This window comes from Stutzerimonas stutzeri (genome assembly GCF_000219605.1).
Taxonomy (GTDB): Bacteria; Pseudomonadota; Gammaproteobacteria; order Pseudomonadales; family Pseudomonadaceae; genus Stutzerimonas; species Stutzerimonas stutzeri.
The window spans coordinates 1,145,670-1,165,751 of the sequence record NC_015740.1; the positions used below are offsets into that span (position 1 = coordinate 1,145,670).

General features: G+C 63.0%; 21 protein-coding genes. 17 read left to right on the forward strand and 4 right to left on the reverse strand.

What is annotated here, in order from left to right:
• Positions 1 to 10: 10 nt before the first annotated feature.
• The 5 genes from PSTAB_RS05405 to PSTAB_RS05425 all read left to right on the forward strand — a co-directional run bounded on the left by PSTAB_RS05405 (position 11) and on the right by PSTAB_RS05425 (position 7,599).
• Positions 11 to 1,195: an amino acid ABC transporter permease gene (locus PSTAB_RS05405; protein WP_013982038.1), complete on the forward strand. Its 1,185-nt coding sequence runs from the start codon at positions 11 to 13 to the stop codon at positions 1,193 to 1,195.
• A 4-nt stretch (positions 1,196 to 1,199) separates the two neighbouring features.
• Positions 1,200 to 2,297: an amino acid ABC transporter permease gene (locus tag PSTAB_RS05410; protein WP_013982039.1), complete on the forward strand. Its 1,098-nt coding sequence runs from the start codon at positions 1,200 to 1,202 to the stop codon at positions 2,295 to 2,297.
• A gap of 9 nt (positions 2,298 to 2,306) precedes the next feature.
• Positions 2,307 to 3,074, forward strand: coding sequence for an amino acid ABC transporter ATP-binding protein (locus PSTAB_RS05415; protein WP_013982040.1), 768 nt, complete (start codon positions 2,307 to 2,309; stop codon positions 3,072 to 3,074).
• A gap of 112 nt (positions 3,075 to 3,186) precedes the next feature.
• Positions 3,187 to 7,083, forward strand: a complete 3,897-nt coding sequence (gene purL / locus PSTAB_RS05420; RefSeq protein WP_013982041.1) for a phosphoribosylformylglycinamidine synthase — start codon at positions 3,187 to 3,189, stop codon at positions 7,081 to 7,083.
• Between the two features lie 198 nt (positions 7,084 to 7,281).
• Positions 7,282 to 7,599, forward strand: coding sequence for a YqfO family protein (locus tag PSTAB_RS05425; RefSeq protein ID WP_013982042.1), 318 nt, complete (start codon positions 7,282 to 7,284; stop codon positions 7,597 to 7,599).
• 40 nt (positions 7,600 to 7,639) lie between these two features.
• Here the strand turns inward: PSTAB_RS05425 and PSTAB_RS05430 are convergent, their stop codons facing one another.
• Both PSTAB_RS05430 and PSTAB_RS05435 read right to left on the reverse strand, forming a co-directional pair.
• Positions 7,640 to 8,143: a L,D-transpeptidase family protein gene (locus PSTAB_RS05430; RefSeq protein WP_013982043.1), complete on the reverse strand. Its 504-nt coding sequence runs from the start codon at positions 8,141 to 8,143 to the stop codon at positions 7,640 to 7,642.
• A gap of 46 nt (positions 8,144 to 8,189) precedes the next feature.
• Complete coding sequence (locus tag PSTAB_RS05435; protein WP_013982044.1) at positions 8,190 to 8,756, reverse strand: NUDIX hydrolase; 567 nt, start codon at positions 8,754 to 8,756, stop codon at positions 8,190 to 8,192.
• A gap of 184 nt (positions 8,757 to 8,940) precedes the next feature.
• Here PSTAB_RS05435 and PSTAB_RS05440 point away from each other — a divergent pair, with 184 nt between their 5' ends.
• From PSTAB_RS05440 to purT, 4 genes are all read left to right on the forward strand, one after another.
• Positions 8,941 to 9,558 (forward strand): CoA pyrophosphatase, encoded by a 618-nt coding sequence (locus PSTAB_RS05440; RefSeq protein WP_041771924.1) that lies wholly within the window; start codon positions 8,941 to 8,943, stop codon positions 9,556 to 9,558.
• Positions 9,559 to 9,619: 61 nt separating this feature from the next.
• Positions 9,620 to 10,141 carry a gamma carbonic anhydrase family protein gene (locus PSTAB_RS05445; RefSeq protein WP_013982047.1) on the forward strand — a complete coding sequence of 174 codons (522 nt, stop codon included), beginning with the start codon at positions 9,620 to 9,622 and terminating at the stop codon, positions 10,139 to 10,141.
• Positions 10,138 to 10,329 carry a DUF1289 domain-containing protein gene (locus tag PSTAB_RS05450; RefSeq protein WP_011912368.1) on the forward strand — a complete coding sequence of 64 codons (192 nt, stop codon included), beginning with the start codon at positions 10,138 to 10,140 and terminating at the stop codon, positions 10,327 to 10,329. Before PSTAB_RS05445 ends, PSTAB_RS05450 begins: the two co-directional genes overlap by 4 nt.
• A 47-nt stretch (positions 10,330 to 10,376) precedes the next feature.
• Entirely contained in the window at positions 10,377 to 11,558 is a 1,182-nt protein-coding gene (gene purT / locus PSTAB_RS05455; protein ID WP_013982048.1) for a formate-dependent phosphoribosylglycinamide formyltransferase, read from the forward strand.
• A gap of 28 nt (positions 11,559 to 11,586) precedes the next feature.
• Here purT and PSTAB_RS05460 read toward each other — a convergent pair whose 3' ends face one another.
• Entirely contained in the window at positions 11,587 to 12,873 is a 1,287-nt protein-coding gene (locus tag PSTAB_RS05460; protein ID WP_011912370.1) for an HlyC/CorC family transporter, read from the reverse strand.
• Between the two features lie 17 nt (positions 12,874 to 12,890).
• Positions 12,891 to 13,691, reverse strand: a complete 801-nt coding sequence (locus tag PSTAB_RS05465; RefSeq protein ID WP_013982049.1) for a cytochrome C assembly family protein — start codon at positions 13,689 to 13,691, stop codon at positions 12,891 to 12,893.
• A gap of 248 nt (positions 13,692 to 13,939) precedes the next feature.
• Here PSTAB_RS05465 and ffh point away from each other — a divergent pair, with 248 nt between their 5' ends.
• The 8 genes from ffh (at position 13,940) to PSTAB_RS05505 (ending at position 20,006) form a co-directional block, all read left to right on the forward strand.
• A complete protein-coding gene (ffh, locus tag PSTAB_RS05470) occupies positions 13,940 to 15,316 on the forward strand; it encodes a signal recognition particle protein (protein WP_013982050.1) in 1,377 nt (458 codons plus the stop codon).
• A gap of 194 nt (positions 15,317 to 15,510) precedes the next feature.
• The gene (rpsP, locus tag PSTAB_RS05475) at positions 15,511 to 15,762 is read left to right on the forward strand and encodes a 30S ribosomal protein S16 (protein ID WP_011912373.1); all 252 of its coding nucleotides are present in this window, start codon (positions 15,511 to 15,513) and stop codon (positions 15,760 to 15,762) included.
• Positions 15,763 to 15,767: 5 nt separating this feature from the next.
• A complete protein-coding gene (gene rimM, locus PSTAB_RS05480; protein WP_041771664.1) occupies positions 15,768 to 16,304 on the forward strand; it encodes a ribosome maturation factor RimM in 537 nt (178 codons plus the stop codon).
• 5 nt (positions 16,305 to 16,309) lie between these two features.
• Positions 16,310 to 17,062 carry a tRNA (guanosine(37)-N1)-methyltransferase TrmD gene (gene trmD, locus PSTAB_RS05485; protein WP_011912375.1) on the forward strand — a complete coding sequence of 251 codons (753 nt, stop codon included), beginning with the start codon at positions 16,310 to 16,312 and terminating at the stop codon, positions 17,060 to 17,062.
• A gap of 44 nt (positions 17,063 to 17,106) precedes the next feature.
• Positions 17,107 to 17,457 (forward strand): 50S ribosomal protein L19, encoded by a 351-nt coding sequence (gene rplS, locus PSTAB_RS05490; RefSeq protein ID WP_011912376.1) that lies wholly within the window; start codon positions 17,107 to 17,109, stop codon positions 17,455 to 17,457.
• A 181-nt stretch (positions 17,458 to 17,638) separates the two neighbouring features.
• Positions 17,639 to 18,535: a site-specific tyrosine recombinase XerD gene (gene xerD, locus PSTAB_RS05495; RefSeq protein ID WP_013982052.1), complete on the forward strand. Its 897-nt coding sequence runs from the start codon at positions 17,639 to 17,641 to the stop codon at positions 18,533 to 18,535.
• 150 nt (positions 18,536 to 18,685) lie between these two features.
• Positions 18,686 to 19,414, forward strand: a complete 729-nt coding sequence (locus PSTAB_RS05500) for a disulfide isomerase DsbC N-terminal domain-containing protein (protein WP_013982053.1) — start codon at positions 18,686 to 18,688, stop codon at positions 19,412 to 19,414.
• Between the two features lie 103 nt (positions 19,415 to 19,517).
• Entirely contained in the window at positions 19,518 to 20,006 is a 489-nt protein-coding gene (locus PSTAB_RS05505; protein ID WP_013982054.1) for a GFA family protein, read from the forward strand.
• Positions 20,007 to 20,082: the final 76 nt, after the last annotated feature.

Genomic DNA, 20,082 nt, shown 5'->3' on the forward strand with positions numbered 1-20,082 from the left:
AGGATTTTCGATGCGTTCGATCGCCAGAGGCACCGCGCCCCGACGTTCGCTGCTGACCGATCCACGAGTACGCGCCTGGGTCTTCCAAGTGATTGCAGTGTTGGCAGTGGTGGCGTTCGGCTGGTACCTGTTTCATAACACCCAGAACAATCTTGCCCATCGCGGCATCACGTCCGGATTCGGCTTTCTCAACAACGCCGCCGGCTTCGGCATTTCCCAGCATCTGATCGACTACAGCGAAAGCGACAGCTACGGGCGCGTTTTCTGGGTCGGTCTGCTCAACACCCTGCTGGTCAGCGTAATTGGGATCGTCCTGGCCACCATCATGGGCTTCATCCTCGGCGTGGGGCGCCTCTCCAGCAACTGGCTGATCCGCCAGCTGGCGACGCTTTACATTGAGATCTTCCGCAATATCCCGCCGCTGCTGCTGATCTTCTTCGTCTATTTCGCCGTAATCAGCCCGCTGCCGGGGCCGCGCAACAGCCTGAGCCTGTGGGATGCGGTGTTCGTCAACAATCGTGGCGTGCAGATGCCGGCGCCCAGTGCCGCTGATGGCTTCTGGGCGTTCTGGCTGGCGCTGCTGGTCGCTCTGGTCGCCGTGGTAATGCTGCACCGCTGGGCGCGGGCGCGACGGCATGCAACGGGACGCATGTTCCCGGTGTTCTGGACGAGCCTCGGGCTGTTCATCGCCATACCCTGGTTGGTGACGCTCGTTGCCGGGGCACCGTTCAGCTGGGAGGTACCGGAGCTGCAACGCTTCAACATCCGCGGCGGCTGGGTGGTGATACCGGAGCTGGTGTCGATCGTGGTGGCGCTTTCGGTCTATACCGCCGCCTTCATCGGAGAGACCGTGCGTTCGGGCATCCAGTCGGTCAGCCACGGCCAGACCGAGGCGGCCGCATCGCTCGGCCTGCGTCCGGGGCAGGTCCTGCGGCTGGTCATCGTGCCGCAGGCTTTGCGAGTGATCGTGCCGCCGCTGACCAGCCAGTACCTGAACCTGGCGAAGAACTCGTCGCTCGCAGCGGCGATCGGCTATCCGGACATGGTTTCGCTGTTCGCCGGTACGGTGCTCAACCAGACCGGGCAGGCCATCGAAACCATGGCCATCACCATGAGTGTCTATCTGGCCATCAGCATCAGCATCTCGCTGCTGATGAACTGGTACAACAAGCGCATTGCGCTGATCGAGCGGTGAGCGCATGACCATTCATTCCTTCAAGCCCGACCTGCCGCCGCCGACGATCAGCATCGGTGCGCTCGGCTGGCTGCGGGCCAATCTCTTCTCCAGTTGGATCAATACGCTGCTGACCCTGGTCGGGCTCTATCTGCTCTGGCTGATCGTGCCTCCGGTACTGGAATGGGCGATCTTCAAGGCTGACTGGACCGGCGACACCCGCGCCGATTGCAGCCGCGAAGGCGCCTGCTGGGTGTTCGTGCAGGTTCGCTTCGGCCAGTTCATGTACGGCTTCTACCCCACGGAGCTGCGCTGGCGGGTCGATGCGGCGGCATGGTTGGCGATCATCGGCGCGGCGCCACTGTTTCTGCGGCAGATGCCGCACAAGCTGCGCTACGGCATCGGTTACCTGCTGGTCTATCCGCTGCTGGCCTACTGGCTGTTGCATGGCGGATTCCTCGGGTTGCAGACGGTGCCGACCAGTCAGTGGGGCGGCTTGATGCTGACGGTGGTGATCGCCGCGGTGGGCATTGCCGGCGCCTTGCCTTTGGGCATCCTGCTGGCGCTCGGACGACGCTCGGACATGCCGGCCATCCGGGTGCTCTGCGTGACCTTCATCGAGTTCTGGCGCGGCGTACCGCTGATCACCGTGCTGTTCATGTCGTCTGTGATGCTGCCGCTGTTCCTGCCCGAAGGCATGAACCTCGACAAGCTGTTGCGGGCGATGCTGATGGTGGTGTTCTTCGAGGCCGCCTACATCGCCGAAGTGGTACGCGGCGGCCTGCAGGCGATCCCCAAAGGGCAGTACGAGGCGGCGGCCGCCATGGGTCTGGGCTACTGGCGCAGCACGCTGCTGGTGATTCTCCCGCAGGCCCTGAAGCTGGTGATTCCGGGCATCGTCAATACCTTTATCGCCCTGTTCAAGGACACCAGCCTGGTGATCATCATCGGCCTGTTCGACTTCCTCAACAGCATCAAGCGCGCTACGGCGGACCCGGCCTGGCTGGGTATGTCCACCGAAGGCTATGTCTTCGCCGCGCTGGTGTACTGGATGTTCTGTTTCGGCATGTCCCGCTATTCCATGCGCCTGGAGCGCAAGCTGGACACCGGCCACAAGCGTTAGGAGTGAGATATGAATGATTCAATCGCGCAGGCCGGGCAGGCAAGCGAGCCGGTCATCCGCATGCAGGGCGTGCACAAGTGGTTCGGGCAGTTCCACGTGCTCAAGGACATCAACCTGTCCGTGCGGCAGGGCGAGCGCATCGTGTTGTGCGGGCCGTCCGGGTCGGGCAAGTCCACCACCATCCGCTGTCTGAACCGCCTGGAGGAGCATCAGCAGGGGCGCATCGTCATCAACGGCGTCGAGCTGACCGGCGACCTCAAGCAGATCGAGGCGATTCGCAGCGAAGTCGGCATGGTCTTTCAGCATTTCAACCTGTTCCCGCACCTGACAGTGCTGCAGAACTGCACGCTGGCGCCCATGTGGGTGCGCAAGCTGCCACGCCGGCAGGCCGAGGAGGTCGCCATGCATTATCTGGAGCGGGTACGCATTCCTGAGCAGGCCAACAAGTATCCCGGGCAGCTTTCCGGTGGCCAGCAGCAGCGCGTGGCGATCGCCCGCGCCCTGTGCATGAAGCCGAAGATCATGCTGTTCGACGAGCCGACCTCGGCCCTCGATCCGGAAATGGTCAAGGAAGTGCTGGACACCATGGTCAGCCTTGCCGAAAGCGGCATGACCATGCTCTGTGTGACCCACGAGATGGGCTTCGCCCGAACGGTGGCCGACCGGGTGATCTTCATGGACAAGGGTGAAATCGTCGAGCAGGCCGAGCCGGAGGTGTTCTTCACCAGCCCGGTGAACGACAGGACCAAGCTGTTCCTCAGTCAGATCCTGCATTGAGCGAGGCCGAAGGGGAGACCGTCGGGGCGGAAGGCGTTCGGCTGTCTTCGGCTGGCCGTCATGGGCTAGAATACGCGCCCCGACTGCTCCCCCCTCCGAGGCTGTTCCGACGATGTTGATCCTGCGCGGTGCTCCCGCTCTTTCCGCCTTCCGTCACGGCAAGCTCCTGGCACAACTGACCGAAAAGGTTCCCGCCGTCAGCGGGTTGTATGCCGAGTTCGCCCATTTCGCCGAGGTTTCCGGCACGCTTGGCGCGGATGAGCAGAACGTACTGACCCGTCTGCTGAAGTATGGCCCCAGCGTACCGGTGCAGGAGCCGGCCGGTCGGCTGTTCCTGGTGGTGCCGCGCTTCGGCACCATCTCGCCCTGGTCGAGCAAGGCCAGCGACATCGCGCATAACTGCGGCCTGGAGAAGATCCAGCGGCTGGAGCGGGGTATCGCCTACTACGTGCAGGGCGAGTTGTCCGACAGCGATGCTCAGCTTGTCGCTGCCGCGCTGCATGACCGCATGACGCAGCTGGTGCTGGGTCGGTTCGAGGAAGCCGCCAACCTGTTCAGTCATGCCGAACCGAAGCCGCTCACGGCGGTGGACGTACTCGGCGGCGGTCGCGCCGCGCTGGATAAGGCCAACGTCGAGCTGGGCCTGGCCCTGGCCGAGGACGAGATCGACTACCTGGTGCAGGCCTTCAGCGGGCTGGGACGCAACCCGCACGACATCGAACTGATGATGTTCGCCCAGGCCAACTCCGAACACTGCCGGCACAAGATCTTCAATGCCAGCTGGGATATCGATGGCGAGAGCCAGGAAAAATCCCTGTTCGGCATGATCAAGAACACCTACCAGCTGCACAGCGAAGGCGTGCTGTCGGCCTACAAGGACAATGCCGCGGTCATCGTCGGCAACGTCGCCGGTCGCTTCTATCCGAATCCCGAGACGCGCGAGTACGCCGCGAGCCAGGAGCCGGTGCACATTCTGATGAAGGTGGAAACCCACAACCACCCGACCGCCATCGCTCCGTTCCCTGGTGCTTCCACCGGCTCGGGCGGCGAGATCCGCGACGAAGGTGCGACCGGGCGCGGCGCCAAGCCGAAGGCTGGCCTGACCGGTTTCACCGTATCCAACCTGAACATTCCCGGCTTCGAGCAGCCCTGGGAGAAGCCGTACGGCAAGCCCGAGCGCATCGTCACGCCGCTGGACATCATGATCGAGGGCCCGCTGGGTGGCGCCGCGTTCAACAACGAATTCGGCCGTCCGGCGCTGACTGGCTACTTCCGTACCTTCGAACAGGCGATCAACACGCCGCGTGGCGAGGAAGTACGGGGCTATCACAAGCCGATCATGCTCGCCGGCGGCATGGGTAACATCCGCGAGGAGCATGTGCAGAAGGGCGAGATCTCGGTCGGCGCCAAGCTGATCGTGCTCGGCGGCCCGGCCATGCTGATCGGTCTGGGTGGTGGCGCGGCATCCTCGATGGCCACCGGCACCAGTTCGGCGGACCTGGACTTCGCCTCGGTACAGCGCGACAACCCGGAAATGGAACGTCGCTGTCAGGAGGTCATCGACCGCTGCTGGCAGCTGGGCGAGCACAACCCGATCAAGTTCATCCACGACGTCGGTGCCGGCGGCCTGTCCAATGCGTTTCCGGAGCTGGTCAACGATGGTGCCCGTGGCGGTCGTTTCGAACTGCGCAACATCCCCAACGACGAACCGGGCATGGCGCCGCTGGAGATCTGGTGCAACGAGTCCCAGGAGCGTTACGTGCTCTCCGTCGATGCGGCCGATTTCGAGCGCTTCAAGGCCATCTGCGAGCGTGAGCGCTGCCCGTTCGCGGTGGTCGGCGAGGCCACCGAGGAGCCGCATCTGACCGTTGCCGACAGCCATTTCGGCAACAAGCCGGTGGACATGCCGCTCAACGTGCTGCTCGGCAAGGCGCCGCGCATGCACCGCACTGCCAGCCGCGAAGCCGAGCTGGGTGACGACTTCAGCGCCGCTTCGGTCGATCTGGCCGAGGCCGTGACTCGCGTGCTGCGCCATCCCGCCGTGGCCAGCAAGAGCTTCCTGATCACCATTGGCGATCGCAGCATTACCGGTCAGGTGGCGCGCGATCAGATGGTCGGTCCGTGGCAGGTGCCGGTGGCCGACTGTGCCGTCACCGCGACCAGTTATGACGTCTATACCGGCGAAGCCATGGCGATGGGCGAGCGCACGCCGCTGGCACTGCTGGACGCCCCGGCATCGGGCCGCATGGCCATTGGTGAAACGCTGACCAACCTTGCCGCTGCGCGGATCGAGAAGATTTCCGACATCAAGCTGTCGGCCAACTGGATGGCCGCAGCCGGTCATCCGGGCGAGGATGCGCGGCTGTACGACACCGTTCGCGCCGTCGGCATGGAGCTTTGCCCGCAACTGGGCATCACCGTTCCGGTGGGCAAGGACTCGATGTCGATGAAGACGCGCTGGTCGGAGGAGGGGGGCGAGAAGAGCGTCACCTCGCCACTGTCGCTGATCGTCTCCGGTTTCGCTCCGGTCGCCGACATCCGCCAGACACTGACTCCGCAGCTGCGCCTGGACAAGGGCGCCACTGACCTGATCCTGGTCGATCTGGGCCGTGGTCAGAACCGCATGGGTGCCTCGATCCTCGCTCAGGTGTACGGCCAGATCGGCCGTCAGGCGCCCGACGTCGATGACGCCGAGGATCTGCAGGCGTTCTTCGCCGTGGTCCAGGGCCTGAATGCCGACGGTCTGCTGCTGGCCTATCACGACCGCTCCGACGGTGGTCTGCTGACCACCGTGCTGGAGATGGCCTTCGCCGGTCATTGTGGCTTGAACCTGAATCTCGACGGCCTGCTGGACAGCGCCGACGACATCGCCGCCTTGCTCTTCAACGAGGAACTCGGTGCGGTGCTCCAGGTGCGCCAGGATGACACCGAGATCGTGCTGGCGCAGTTCAGCGCGGCCGGATTGGGCGATTGCGTCGCGGTGATCGGGCAGCCGGTGAACAATGGCCATGTGTCGATCAGGCACGGCGAGAATGAAGTGTTCGCTGGCGAGCGCCGTCTGCTGCAGCGCCAGTGGGCCGAGACCAGCTATCAGATCCAGCGTCTGCGCGACAACGCCGAGTGCGCCGATCAGGAGTTCGATGCACTGCTGGAAGAGGACAACCCAGGCCTGAGCGCCAAGCTCAGCTTCGACGTCAACGAGAACATCGCCGCGCCCTTCATCAAGCGCGGCGTGCGCCCCCAGGTGGCGGTGCTGCGCGAGCAGGGCGTCAACGGCCAGGTGGAGATGGCCGCCGCGTTCGATCGCGCCGGCTTCGCAGCGGTCGACGTGCACATGAGCGACATCCTTTCCGGCCGCGTCAATCTGGACGAATTCAAGGGTATCGTCGCCTGCGGCGGCTTCTCCTACGGCGACGTGCTCGGCGCTGGCGAGGGCTGGGCCAAGTCGATTCTGTTCAATGCCCGCGCGCGGGACGGTTTCCAGGCGTTCTTCGAACGCAAGGACAGCTTCGCCCTCGGCGTGTGCAATGGCTGCCAGATGATGAGCAACCTGCACGAGCTGATCCCGGGTACGGAGAACTGGCCGCACTTCGTGCGTAACCGCTCCGAGCAGTTCGAGGCGCGCGTGGCGATGGTGCAGGTGCAGGACTCGCCGTCGGTCTTCCTGCAGGGCATGGCCGGATCGCGCCTGCCGATCGCCATCGCCCATGGCGAAGGTCATGCCGAGTTCGAGAGCGAGGAAGCCATGCTACAGGCCGATCTGTCCGGCACCGTGGCGCTGCGTTTCGTGGATAACCACGGCAAGGTCACCGAGCGTTACCCGGCCAACCCGAACGGCTCGCCGCGCGGTATCACCGGTCTGTGCAGTCGTGACGGTCGCGTGACCATCATGATGCCGCACCCGGAGCGGGTGTTCCGCGCCGTGACCAACTCCTGGCGCCCTGACGAGTGGCAGGAAGACGGCGGCTGGATGCGCATGTTCCGCAACGCCCGGGTCTGGGTCGACTGAGCGTCCTGCTGAGCGCTACCAGATAGCCCGCTCGACGCATGCGTCAGCGGGCTTTTTCCTTTGTGAACCCGTTCCATGAACCGCGCGCCTCGGCTGTCGTCTCAGCTATGACGCACCGCACCGTTTGGTAGTTGCGTTGATGGCAAGCTGCCACCTCACTGCCTGGCGCCCGCCGGGTTCACCTGCATGGAGAGTTCGATGTACAAGCTGTGTTTCTATGTTCCGGACAGCCATCTGGAAGCGGTCAAGAAAGCAGTGTTTGCGATTGGCGCTGGCCGGATCGGTGCCTACGACAGCTGCTGCTGGCAGGTGCTGGGGCAGGGACAGTATCGTCCGCTGGAAGGCAGTCAGCCCTTTCTCGGGCAAACCGGGCAGGTGCAACACGTGCCGGAGTGGAAAGTGGAGATGGTGGTTGCCGACGAGCTGATTCATGACAGCGTCAAGGCGATGAAAAAGGCCCACCCCTACGAAACGCCGGCCTTCGACGTCTGGCGTCTATCGGACATGCAGTTCTGATTCGATGGCCTGCTGGCGTGGCCGGCAGGCGCTTCCCGGCTTAGGGGCGTATCTCGATCAGGGTTCCGTCCTTCACCAATCCCCAGATTTCCCGCATGTCGCTGTTGGTGAGCGCGATGCAGCCCTCCGTCCAGTCGAGGGTATGGAAGAACCATTCGGGATACTCTTCATCCACTGGCGTGCCGTGCAGCATGATCATGCTTCCCGGGGCCACGCCTTCCTGTTGCGCGCGCGCCAGGTCGCGCGCGTTGGGATAGGAGATGTGCACCGAAAGGTTGTACTTGTCGCTGGTCTTGCGCCAGTCGATCCAGTAGAAGCCTTCCGGCGTGCGCATGTCGCCCTCGCGCTGCTTGGCACCGTTCGGCTGTTTTCCGAGGGAGATGCGATAGCTCTTGAGCGTCTGCCCGGCGCTGACCAGATGGAGCTTGCGCTCGGATTTGATGACCAGCACCTTGTCGATGGGCGAACCGCCCAGGCTGGGTGTGGCATTGGCGTGGGAGAAGGCGGTAAAAGTGAGGCAGAGCAGAGCGAGCAGCCAACGCATGGGGCTTTCCTGTCGAACTTCATCAGACCTGTGACCCGTCGCCGCCTCAGTCTGCCCGAGCGTTTTGCGGCTGGCGGTTCCGATAGCTCGTCACGGCCTCGGTGCGCACCGGGAAGGTCTGCTGCACCCGGTCGGCGAAGAAGCATTCTAGGGTACGGCCGATGGTCGGAAAAGCCAGCTCGGACCAAGGGATGCTCTGTTGTTCGAAGAGCTTCACCTCCAGGCTCTCGGCACCGGCACAGAACTCCAGATCCACCAGCTGAGCGCGAAAGAACATGTACACCTGATTGATGTGTGGCAGATCGAACAAGGTGTAGAGCTGCAGGTCCGTGACACGGGCGCAGGCTTCTTCGAGCGTCTCGCGTTCCGCTGCCTGCTGCAGGGTTTCGCCGTTCTCCATGAAGCCTGCCGGCAAGGTCCAGTAACCACGACGTGGCTCGATGGCCCGTCGGCAGAGCAGCACCTGGTCGCCCCAGATTGGCACGCACCCGGCGACTATTCGCGGGTTTTCATAGTGCACAGTGTGGCAACTGCCGCAGACGAAGCGCGGGCGGTTGTCACCGTCCGGGATGCGGATCAGTACCGGGTTGCCACACTGGTTGCAGTACTTCATGGACGAATTCCTGTCGATTCCGGCAAATCTTGGTCCGTTCGCGATGATTCGGCAAGGAAGCCGCGGACCTCAGTGAGACCGACCGCGCATGTCGGTGTTCGTCCGCTTCTTATGGCTTTCCGAGGTCTTGGGCGACTGCGCCTTTCATGCCATGATGCCGGTCAAAGACGAAACGAGAAAATTCATGCTGGACACAATACTCCGACGGGTGCGCGGCCATTGCCCGCATCTCCTGGCGCCGGAGGACCGCCTGCCCGAGGCGGCCGTGTTGATGCCGATCACTCGCAGCGAGTCGCCGGAACTGGTACTCACACTCCGAGCGGCCGGCCTGTCCACCCATGGCGGGGAGGTCGCATTCCCTGGCGGTCGCCGCGATCCGGAAGACCGCGATCTGCTGCAGACTGCGCTGCGCGAGGCCGAGGAGGAGGTCGGGCTAGCGCCTGGCATGGTAGAGGTCGTCGGCCCGCTCAGCAGTCTGGTATCGGTGCATGGGATCCAAGTCACGCCCTATGTCGGACTGGTTCCCGACTACGTGGAGTACCGCGCCAATGACGCCGAGATCGCCTCGGTGTTTTCGGTGCCGCTGGAGTTCTTCTGCCAGGACCCGCGTGAGGTCACCCATCGCATCGACTACCAGGGCCAGAGCTGGTACATCCCGTCTTACCGTTATGGCGAATACCAGATATGGGGACTGACGGCGATCATGATCGTCGAGCTGGTCAACGTGGTGTACGACGCCGGCATCGAAATGCGCCGTGCACCCGCTGCGTTCGTCGACCTGTCCGGGCGCGGCAAACCCTGAGCCACGCCGGTGACGCCGTCGGCGTCCCGGCGTCCATCATCCGACAACAAGAGGTGTCTGCGTGAAATACCGTCTGGGAGAGTCGCGAGTCGATGCACATCCGCAAAGCTGGGTGGCGCCCAATGCCACGCTGGTCGGCAAGATTCGTCTCGATGCTGGTGCCAGTGTGTGGTTCGGTGCGGTGCTGCGCGGCGACAACGAGCTGATTCATATCGGCGAGAACAGCAATGTGCAGGACGGTAGCGTGATGCACACCGATATGGGCCATCCGCTGACGCTGGGAACTGGCGTGACGGTGGGTCACAACGCCATGCTGCATGGCTGCACGGTGGGTGACTACAGCCTGATCGGCATCAATGCGGTGGTGCTCAACGGGGCGAAGATCGGCAAGCACTGCATCATCGGCGCCAATACGCTGATTGCCGAAGGCAAGGAAATTCCCGATGGCTCGCTGGTGGTGGGCTCGCCCGGCAAGGTGGTCCGCGAGTTGAGCGAGGAGCAGAAGAAAATGCTCGAGGCCAGCGCCGCTCACTACGTGCACAACGCCCAGCGCTACGCGCGTGATCTGGAGCCAGACGAGTGAGTGTCGCGGAAAAACCTGTCGCTTCCCCCTGTGTCAGCCTCTGCGCGCTGGACGAAGACGACCTGTGCGTCGGCTGCCAGCGCAGTGCTGACGAGATTCGCCGCTGGGGCCAGATGAACAACGAGGAGCGTCGCCTGGTACTGCAGCGTTGCGGCGAAAGGGCCCGTCTCGGCGGCCAGCTGATGTAAGACGTAGCCTTACCCGGTTCGTGTTTTCAACCGTAACGAGGAATCCCATGCCAAGAATAGGCACTCCGCTGTCGCCCAGTGCGACCCGTATCCTGCTCTGCGGCTGCGGCGAGTTGGGCAAGGAACTGGTCATCGAGCTGCAGCGCTTCGGCGTCGAATTGATCGCCGTGGACCGTTATGCCAATGCGCCAGCCATGCAGGTGGCGCACCGCAGCCATGTGCTCGACATGCTCGACGGCGCCGCGCTGCGTGCCGTCATCGAGCAGGAGCGTCCGCACTACATCGTGCCGGAGATCGAGGCGATCGCCACTGCGACCCTCGTCGAGCTGGAGCGTGAAGGCTATACGGTGATCCCGACCGCCAGGGCTGCCCAACTGACCATGAATCGCGAAGGCATCCGCCGCCTGGCTGCTGAGGAGCTGGGGTTGCCGACCTCACCCTATCGCTTTGCCGACACGCTGGACGAGTGCCGCGCCGCCGCCATGGCGCTGGGCTTCCCGTGTCTGGTCAAGCCGGTAATGAGTTCCTCTGGCAAGGGGCAGTCGGTGCTGCGCAGCGACGCGGACATCGATGCGGCCTGGGAATATGCGCAGGCCGGTGGCCGCGCCGGTCGCGGGCGGGTCATCGTCGAAGGCTTCATCGATTTCGATTACGAGATCACTCTGTTGACGGTGCGTCATGCCGGCGGAACCAGCTTCTGCGAGCCGGTAGGGCATCGCCAGGAGAAAGGCGACTATCAGGAGTCCTGGCAGCCGCAGCCCATGGCACCGGCGGCGCTGGCCGAGGCGAAGCGCATCGCGCTGGCGGTCACCGATGCGCTGGGCGGGCGTGGCATCTTCGGGGTCGAACTGTTCGTCAAGGGCGAACAGGTCTGGTTCTGCGAGATATCGCCGCGGCCGCACGACACCGGTCTGGTCACGCTGGTCTCGCAGGATCTGTCGGAATTCGCCTTGCATGCGCGGGCCATCCTTGGCCTGCCGATTCCGGTCATTCGCCAGCTGGGGCCCGCGGCGTCGGCCGTGGTGCTGGTGGAGGGGGAGTCGACTCAGGTGAGCTTTGGCAACCTCGCGGAAGTGCTGGCCGAGCCCGATACCGCGCTGCGCCTGTTCGGCAAGCCTGGCGTCAGCGGTCAGCGGCGCATGGGCGTGGCGCTGGCACGAGACACTTCCATTGATGCTGCGCGGCAGAAGGCGCTACGCGCCGCGGCAGCGGTGAAGATCGAGCTCTGAGTGCAGCGGAGCCGGCTCTGGGTCGGCTCTAGCCCACTTGCTGCTCAGTCGATGGCGTCGCGCTCACGGTCCAGGCACGCACGCTTTTTACCCGATTGTCGGCTGCCTGGAGGATCTCCAGGCGATAGTTGCCGATCTGCAGGCAGATGCCGCTATCGGGGATATGCTCCAGGGCCTCGGTGATCAGCCCGTTGAGCGTCTTGGGCCCGTCGCAGGGGAGGTGCCAGTCCAGCGCACGGTTCACCTCGCGGATATAGGCCGCGCCATCGATGACCAGCGTGCCGTCTTCCTGCGGGTGGATGTCGGGGCTGCGCAGGGTATCCTGATTGCTGAATTCGCCGACGATCTCTTCGAGAATGTCCTCGAGCGTGACGACGCCGCGAACGTCGCCGTACTCGTCCACGACGATGCCGATCCTGCGCTTCTGTTTCTGGAAGTTCAGCAGCTGGGTGGAAAGCGGCGTGTTTTCCGGCACGAAGTAGGGCTCGGTACAGGCGGCAAGCAGGCTTTCCTTGGTCAGCTGGTCGTGACTGAGCAGGCGGGCGATCTGTCGCATGTGGACGATGCCCTCGATCTGGTTGATGTCGTTGCGGAACACCGGCAGGCGCGTGTGCGGAGTGGTGCGCAACTGGCTGATGATCGCTTCCAGATCGTCATCGAGGTCGATACCGGCGACCTCGTTGCGCGGAATCATGATGTCGTCGACCGTCACTCGTTCCAGGTCGAGAATGCCCAGCAGCATACTCTGGCGATTGAGGGGCAGGTCGCTGCCCGATTCGCGCACCACGCTGCGCAGTTCCTCGGTGGACAGGCTGTCATTGCCCTTGTTGGACAGGTCGACGCCGAGCAACCCGAGCAGACCGTTGCTCACCCAGCTGAGCATGGCGACCAGGGGGTAGAGCACCTTCTGCAGCATCTTCAGTGGCAGACTGACCGGGTAGGCGATGATCTCCGGGCGCAGCGCCGCCAGCGTCTTGGGTGTGATCTCGCCGAATATCAGCAGGATGATCGTCAGGCCGATGGTTGCGATGGCGATGCCTGCTTCGCCCCACAGCTGCATCGCCAGCACTGTGGCAATGGATGAAGCAAGGATGTTGACGAAGTTGTTGCCGACCAGAATGGTGCCCAGCAGGCGGTCGGGGTGCGCCAGCAGCTCGCTGGCACGGCGGGCGCCACGATGGCCCTCCTTGGCCTGATGTCTGAGGCGGTAGCGATTGAGGCTGAGCATGCCGGTCTCGGAGCTGGAAAAGAACGCCGAGCACAGCAGCAGAAAGACCAGCAGGCCGACGAGAAAGCCGGGGTGTAGATTTTCCACGAGTTAGCCTGTTCGCTTCAGATATGCAGGATGAATTCGCGGACCAGCTTGCTGCCGAAGTACGCCAGCATCAGCAGGCAGAAACCAGCCAGCGTCCAGCGGATGGCCTTGTAACCGCGCCAGCCGAGTTGGTGCCGGCCCCACAGCAGCAAGCCGAATACGACCCAGGCGACCACCGAGAGCAGTGTCTTGTGGACCAGATGCTGGGCGAAAAGGTCATCGAGGAACAGCCAGCCCGACAGCAGCGATGCGGAGAGCAGTGCCCAGCCTGCCCAGAGGAAGCCGAACAGCAGGCTTTCCATGGTCTGCAACGGCGGGAAGTTGCGGATCAGCCCCGAAGGGTGCTTGTGCTTGAGGTGGTGGTCCTGCAGCAACAGCAGCAGCGCCTGGAATACCGCAATGGTTAGCATGCCGTAGGCCAGGATCGACAGCAGGATATGCGCGAGGATGCCCGGCTCCTCGGTGATAGCCGGTGCGGTGCCGGATGGGGCGAATTCTGCGAAGAGCACCGTCAGGCAGCCCAGGGGAAACAGAAGCAGCAGCAGGTTTTCCACGGGCATGCGGTACAGCGCCAGCAGTATCAGCAGGATGACGGCGGCGGCGATCAGGCTCGATGCGTTGAAGAAGTCCAGGTGCAGGCCGCTGGGCGACAGCAGCTGAATGAAGAGGCTGACCCCGTGGGCAAGCAATGCGAGCAGGCCCACGGCCAGCAGCAGGCGTTTGTCCGGCACGGTGCGTTGTGCCAGTCGCAAGCTTTGGTAACCCGTGACGCCAGCGTAGAGAATGGCGGCGGCAAGGCTGGGTAACAGAGGGTGCATAGGTTCCGCTAACGGGCTCGAAAGGTCGTGAGTGTGGCACAAACGCCCGAGGCACAAAAGCTGCGGCAAGGTTACGCGGCTCGTGGTTGGGAACTGCTTCGTGTGGGAAGGCTGTCGCCGCACCTTCGGCAGGGCGGATCGGCGGCATGGATCGCGTCTGCTGAGAAAAGCGACGTGTGCGGGGTACCGGCGGGGCGTCCGCACCTTCTATAATCGCGCCCCTCAGCACATCCAGCGTGGAATGGCTCATGTTCGAAAACCTAACCGATCGTCTCTCTCAAACGCTTCGTCATGTCACCGGCAAGGCCAAGCTGACCGAGGACAATATCAAGGACACCCTTCGTGAAGTGCGGATGGCGCTGCTCGAGGCCGACGTCGCGCTGCCGGTGGTGAAGGATTTCGTCAATCGGGTCAAGGAGCGCGCGGTTGGTACCGAGGTGTCGAAGAGTCTGACCCCGGGCCAGGCGTTTGTGAAGATCGTTCGCGCCGAGCTGGAAGAGCTGATGGGCGCCGCCAACGAGGATCTGGCGCTCAATGTCACGCCTCCGGCCGTGGTGCTGATGGCGGGCCTGCAGGGTGCGGGTAAGACCACGACCGTGGGCAAGCTGGCGCGCTTCCTCAAAGAGCGCAAGAAGAAAACGGTGCTGGTGGTGTCTGCCGACGTCTATCGTCCAGCGGCGATCAAGCAGCTCGAGACGCTGGCCGGCGAAGTCGGCGTGACCTTCTTCCCCTCCGACACCAGCCAGAAACCGGTGGATATCGCTCAGGCCGCGATCCGCGAAGCCAAGCTCAAGTTCATTGACGTGGTACTGGTCGATACCGCTGGTCGGCTGGCGATCGACGCCGAGATGATGGCCGAGATTCAGGCTGTTCACGCGGCGATCAAGCCGGCGGAAACGCTGTTCGTGGTCGACGCCATGACCGGTCAGGATGCGGCGAACACCGCCCGTGCGTTCGGCGATGCACTGCCTCTGACCGGCGTGGTGCTGACCAAGGTCGATGGCGACGCCCGGGGTGGTGCGGCGCTTTCGGTGCGGCATGTCACCGGCAAGCCGATCAAGTTCCTCGGCATGGGTGAGAAGAGCGATGCGCTGGAGCCCTTCCATCCGGACCGAATCGCCTCCCGTATCCTTGGTATGGGCGACGTGCTCAGCCTTATCGAGCAGGCCGAACAGACCCTCGACCGTGAAAAGGCCGAGAAGCTCACCAAGAAGCTTAAGAAGGGCAAGGGCTTCGATCTCGAAGACTTCCGCGATCAACTGCAGCAGATGAAGAATATGGGCGGTCTTGGCGGCCTGATGGACAAGCTGCCCTCCATCGGTGGCGTCAACCTGTCGCAGATGGGGCACGCGCAAGGCGCGGCGGAAAAGCAGTTCAAGCAGATGGAAGCGATCATCAATTCGATGACGCCAGCCGAGCGACGCAACCCCGATATCATCAGCGGCTCGCGCAAGCGGCGTATCGCCATGGGCTCAGGCACCCAGGTGCAGGATATCGGGCGGTTGATCAAGCAGCACAAGCAGATGCAGAAGATGATGAAGAAGGTCACCGGCAAGGGTGGCATGGCCAAGATGATGCGCGGTATGGGCGGCATGTTCCCGGGTGGCGGGATGCCCAAGTTCTAGTCCCGCGGCTGCGATTGCACAGGTTTGGCGCCAGGACGGGCGCGCGCCTGTGTCCGGCGCGCTGGACGGCTGCGCGCCTCTAGCAAAAGAGTTTGCAAAATCCCCGGCATCCCTTAAAATGTGCGGCCTTTCGGGCCTAGGCCCATTTTAAGTGTGTGCCTTAAGTTAGCACCGACTACAGGAACGATGTTCACATGGTAACTATTCGTCTCGCCCGTGGCGGCTCCAAGAAGCGCCCTTTCTACCACCTGACCGTGACCAACAGCCGCAATCCGCGTGATGGTCGCTTCGTCGAGCGCATCGGTTTCTTCAATCCGATCGCCACTGGTGCGGAAGTGAAGCTCTCTGTGAATCAGGAGCGCGCTGCTTACTGGCTGAGCCAGGGCGCACAGCCGTCTGAGCGCGTTGCTCAGCTGCTGAAGGAAGCTGCCAAGGCCGCTGCCTGAACCCTATGAGCGCAATGTCCGCCCCGAGCGATGAGCTGGTCGTCATCGGCAAGATCGTTTCGGTGCATGGCGTGCGCGGTGACGTGAAGGTCTATTCCTTCACCGATCCAATCGACAACCTGCTGGACTATCGTCGCTGGACGCTGAGGCGAGGTGATGAGGTCAAGCAGGTCGAGTTGGTCAAAGGGCGCCTCCAGGGCAAGATCCTGGTGGCTTCGCTGAAAGGACTGACCGATCGCGAGGTGGCGCGTACGTACGCCGACTTCGAGATCTGCGTTCCACGCAGCGAACTGCCCGCGCTGGATGACGGCGAATACTACTGGTACCAGCTTCAGGGTTTGAAGGTGCTCAATCAGGCCGGGCAGTTGCTCGGTCAGGTCGATCACCTGCTCGAGACCGGAGCCAATGATGTTCTGGTCGTAAAGCCTTGCGCCGGAAGTCTGGATGATCGCGAGCGACTGCTGCCCTATACGGATCACTGTGTCTTGAAAGTGGACCTGGAGTCGGGCGAGATGCAGGTCGACTGGGACGCGGATTTCTGAACGGCATGGCCGGCTTGCGCGTCGAGGTCATCAGTCTGTTCCCGGATATGTTCGCAGCCATCAGCGAATATGGGATTACCAGTCGTGCGGTGAAGCAGGGGTTGCTCCAGTTGAATTGCTGGAATCCCAGGAGCTACACCGAGGACCGTCATCAGACGGTGGATGACCGCCCGTTCGGCGGTGGCCCCGGCATGGTGATGAAGATCAAGCCGCTCGAGCTGGCGCTGGCTGATGCCAAGCGTGCCGCGGGCGGGAAGGCGAAGGTCATCTACCTTTCGCCACAAGGGCGTCAGCTGAAACAGGCCGACGTCCGCGAGCTGGCGAATGAGGAGGCGTTGATCCTCATTGCCGGTCGTTACGAAGGTATCGACGAGCGCTTCATCGAAGCGCACGTGGATGAGGAATGGTCGATCGGTGACTACGTGCTGTCCGGCGGCGAGCTGCCGGCAATGGTGCTGATCGATGCCGTGACCAGGTTGCTTCCGGGCGCCCTGGGGCATGCTGGTTCCGCCGAGGAGGATTCGTTTACCGACGGCCTGCTCGACTGCCCGCATTACACGCGTCCTGAGGTGTATGAGGGTAAATGTGTTCCTGAGGTGCTGCTCAGCGGCAACCATGAACACATCCGGCGTTGGCGCTTGCAGCAGTCCCTTGGGCGGACCTGGGAGCGACGCGCTGATCTTCTGGATAGCCGCTCGCTTTCTGGAGAAGAACAAAAGCTGCTGGCGGAATACATCCGTCAGCGGAACGATAGTTAACGTATCGATGGCAACCCGGCGGGTTGACCTTAGGAGCAAACAGCATGACCAACAAGATCATTCAGCAGCTCGAAGCCGAGCAGATGACCAAAGAAATCCCGCCGTTCGCGCCGGGCGATACCGTCATCGTTCAGGTGAAGGTGAAGGAAGGCGACCGTCAGCGTCTGCAGGCCTTCGAGGGCGTGGTAATCGGCAAGCGTAACCGCGGCCTGAACAGCGCTTTCACCGTTCGTAAGATCTCCAACGGCGTTGGCGTCGAGCGTACGTTCCAGAGCTACAGCCCGATGGTTGACAGCATCAGCGTCAAGCGTCGCGGTGACGTGCGCAAGGCCAAGCTGTACTACCTCCGCGCGCTGTCCGGCAAGGCCGCCCGCATCAAGGAAAAGCTGGTCTAAGACCTCCTTTCCGCGAATCGAAAAAGCAGCCCTCGGGCTGCTTTTTTCGTTTCTGCAGCCTCGAAGCATCGCGCTGCGGTGACTACAGGCGGTCAACGCAGGCCGGGTTGCGCTTGCCGAGGCCCTGGCCCGCCTCGGCCGGCTGTGGAACACTGTCGGGCCCGATCCGATTCGTACCGCCATGCCCACGCTCGACGATCCCGTAATAGACCGTTACCTCGATGCCCTCTGGCTGGAAAAGGGCCTGGCCGATAACAGTCGGGAGGCCTATCGCAACGACCTCGCCTCATTCAACGGTTGGTTGCAGGAGCGAGGCGTTCGGTTGGCGGCGGCGGGGCGGGAGATCATTCTCGATCACCTCGCCTGGCGCCTGAACAATGGCTACAAGGCGCGCTCCACGGCGCGCTTTCTTTCCGGGCTGCGCGGCTTTTACCGCTACCTATTGCGTGAGGGTGAGATTTCGCTCGATCCGACATTGCGTGTCGACTTGCCCCGCCTGGGGCGGCCGCTACCCAAGGCATTGTCCGAAGCGGACGTGGAGGCCTTGCTGGCGGCGCCCGATACGGGTGATCCGCTTGGGTTGCGGGATCGGGCAATGCTCGAGGTGCTCTATGCCTGCGGCTTGCGGGTCACCGAGCTGATCAGTCTGACCCTGGAGCAGGTGAGCATGCGCCAGGGCGTGTTGCGAACCTTCGGCAAGGGCAACAAGGAGCGTCTGGTTCCGCTCGGCGAAGAAGCGCTGCACTGGCTGCAGCGTTACCAGCGGGATGCTCGAGATCAACTGCTGGCAGGTCGGCCCAGTGACGTGCTTTTTCCGAGCCAGCGCGGCGAGCAGATGACCCGCCAGACCTTCTGGCACCGTATCAAGCTGCACGCCCGGGTCGCAGGTATCGCGACCGGCATTTCGCCCCACACCCTGCGTCACGCGTTCGCAACGCACCTGCTAAACCATGGGGCGGACTTGCGTACCGTGCAAATGCTGCTTGGCCACAGCGACCTGTCTACGACACAGATCTACACGCACATCGCACGCGCGCGGCTGCAGGAGCTGCATGCGACGCATCATCCGCGAGGCTAGCCAGCGGTGGATTGGCTGCTCATGATGCCGCCGGAGCAGTCGCATCGAACGATCGGCTGCACAACGTAGTGGAGAGGCCTGTGGCAGTTTGCAGCACTTGGCTATGGTAGGCTTTGCGCCTTTCCTTGATCGTCGCTGCCAGGAGTTCCCATGGGCGTGATTCGTATGTTCGCTGCCGCCACAGTTGGTCTGGTCAGCACCGTTGCAATGGCCGCCGATCCGGATCAGGCAATACGTCAATCGCTGCAGAAAATTCAGCCCGACATGCCGATCGAGGCGGTAGCCGAGAGCCCGATGCCGGGGGTGTATCAGGTTCAGCTGGAAGGCGGGCGGCAGCTGTATGCCAGTGCTGACGGTCAGTTTGTCATTCAGGGTTATCTCTACCAGTTCAAGGATGGGCAGGCGGTCAACCTAACCGAGCAGGCGCAGAGCCGATCGGTGGCCAAGCAGATCAACGCCATTCCGGCGAGTGAGATGGTGGTGTTCGCACCCAAGGCGCCGAAAACCCATATCACCGTGTTCACCGACACCGATTGTGGCTATTGCCAGAAGCTGCACAGCGAAGTGCCTCAGCTCAACCGTCTCGGTGTGGAGGTGCGCTATGTGGCGTTCCCGCGCCAGGGGATGGGCAGCCACGGTGCCAATACCCTGACCAGTGTGTGGTGCGCCAAGGACCGTCAGGATGCCATGAACAAGGCCAAGGCTCGTGAAGATCTGCCGGCAGCCAGTTGCGATACCCCGATCGCCAAGCAATACCAGTTGGGGCAGATGATCGGTGTGCAGGGTACGCCGGCCATCATTCTCGCCAACGGTCAAATGATCCCCGGCTACCAGCCAGCGGCGCAGCTTGCAGAGGTGGCGCTCGCTGCGGCCAAGTAATCGATCCCACCCATCGGTCCGGTTGCGCCGGTCCGACGATCGGCAGCGGAACTGAGCAGCTGACCGCGTTCAAACCCTTCGGTACTGAACGAAGGTGGTCGCGATGAAGCTCGAAGGTTCCTGTCACTGTCAGGCCGTGCGGTTCACGCTCGAATCCGCACAGCCCTATCCTTTCATGCGCTGCTATTGCTCGATCTGCCGCAAGACGGCAGGAGGCGGCGGCTTCGCCATCAATCTGGGTGGCGACTATCGCACGCTCCAGATCGAAGGGCGTGAACACCTCGGCATCTATCGGGCGAGGCTGACCGATGCGGACGGCGGAACGCGCGTCAGCGAAGGGCGCCGGCATTTCTGCCGCCTTTGTGGTAGCGCACTGTGGTTGTGGGACCCGAGCTGGCCGGACCTGGTGCATCCGTTCGCCTCGGCCATCGACAGCGACTTGCCGGTGCCGCCGGAGCATACGCATCTGATGCTCGATTCCAAGGCTGGCTGGGTCGAGCCCCATATACAGGCCGGGGACCGCTGTTTCGCCGAGTACCCGGACGAATCCCTCGCGCAGTGGCATGAGCGGCTGGGGCTTGGACGGCCGTAGCGCTAGCCGTGGCTGATTGACTAAAAGCTGCTCCCTTCGTAATGTGCGACTCTTTTGTCGATCGGCAGGTCCGGTC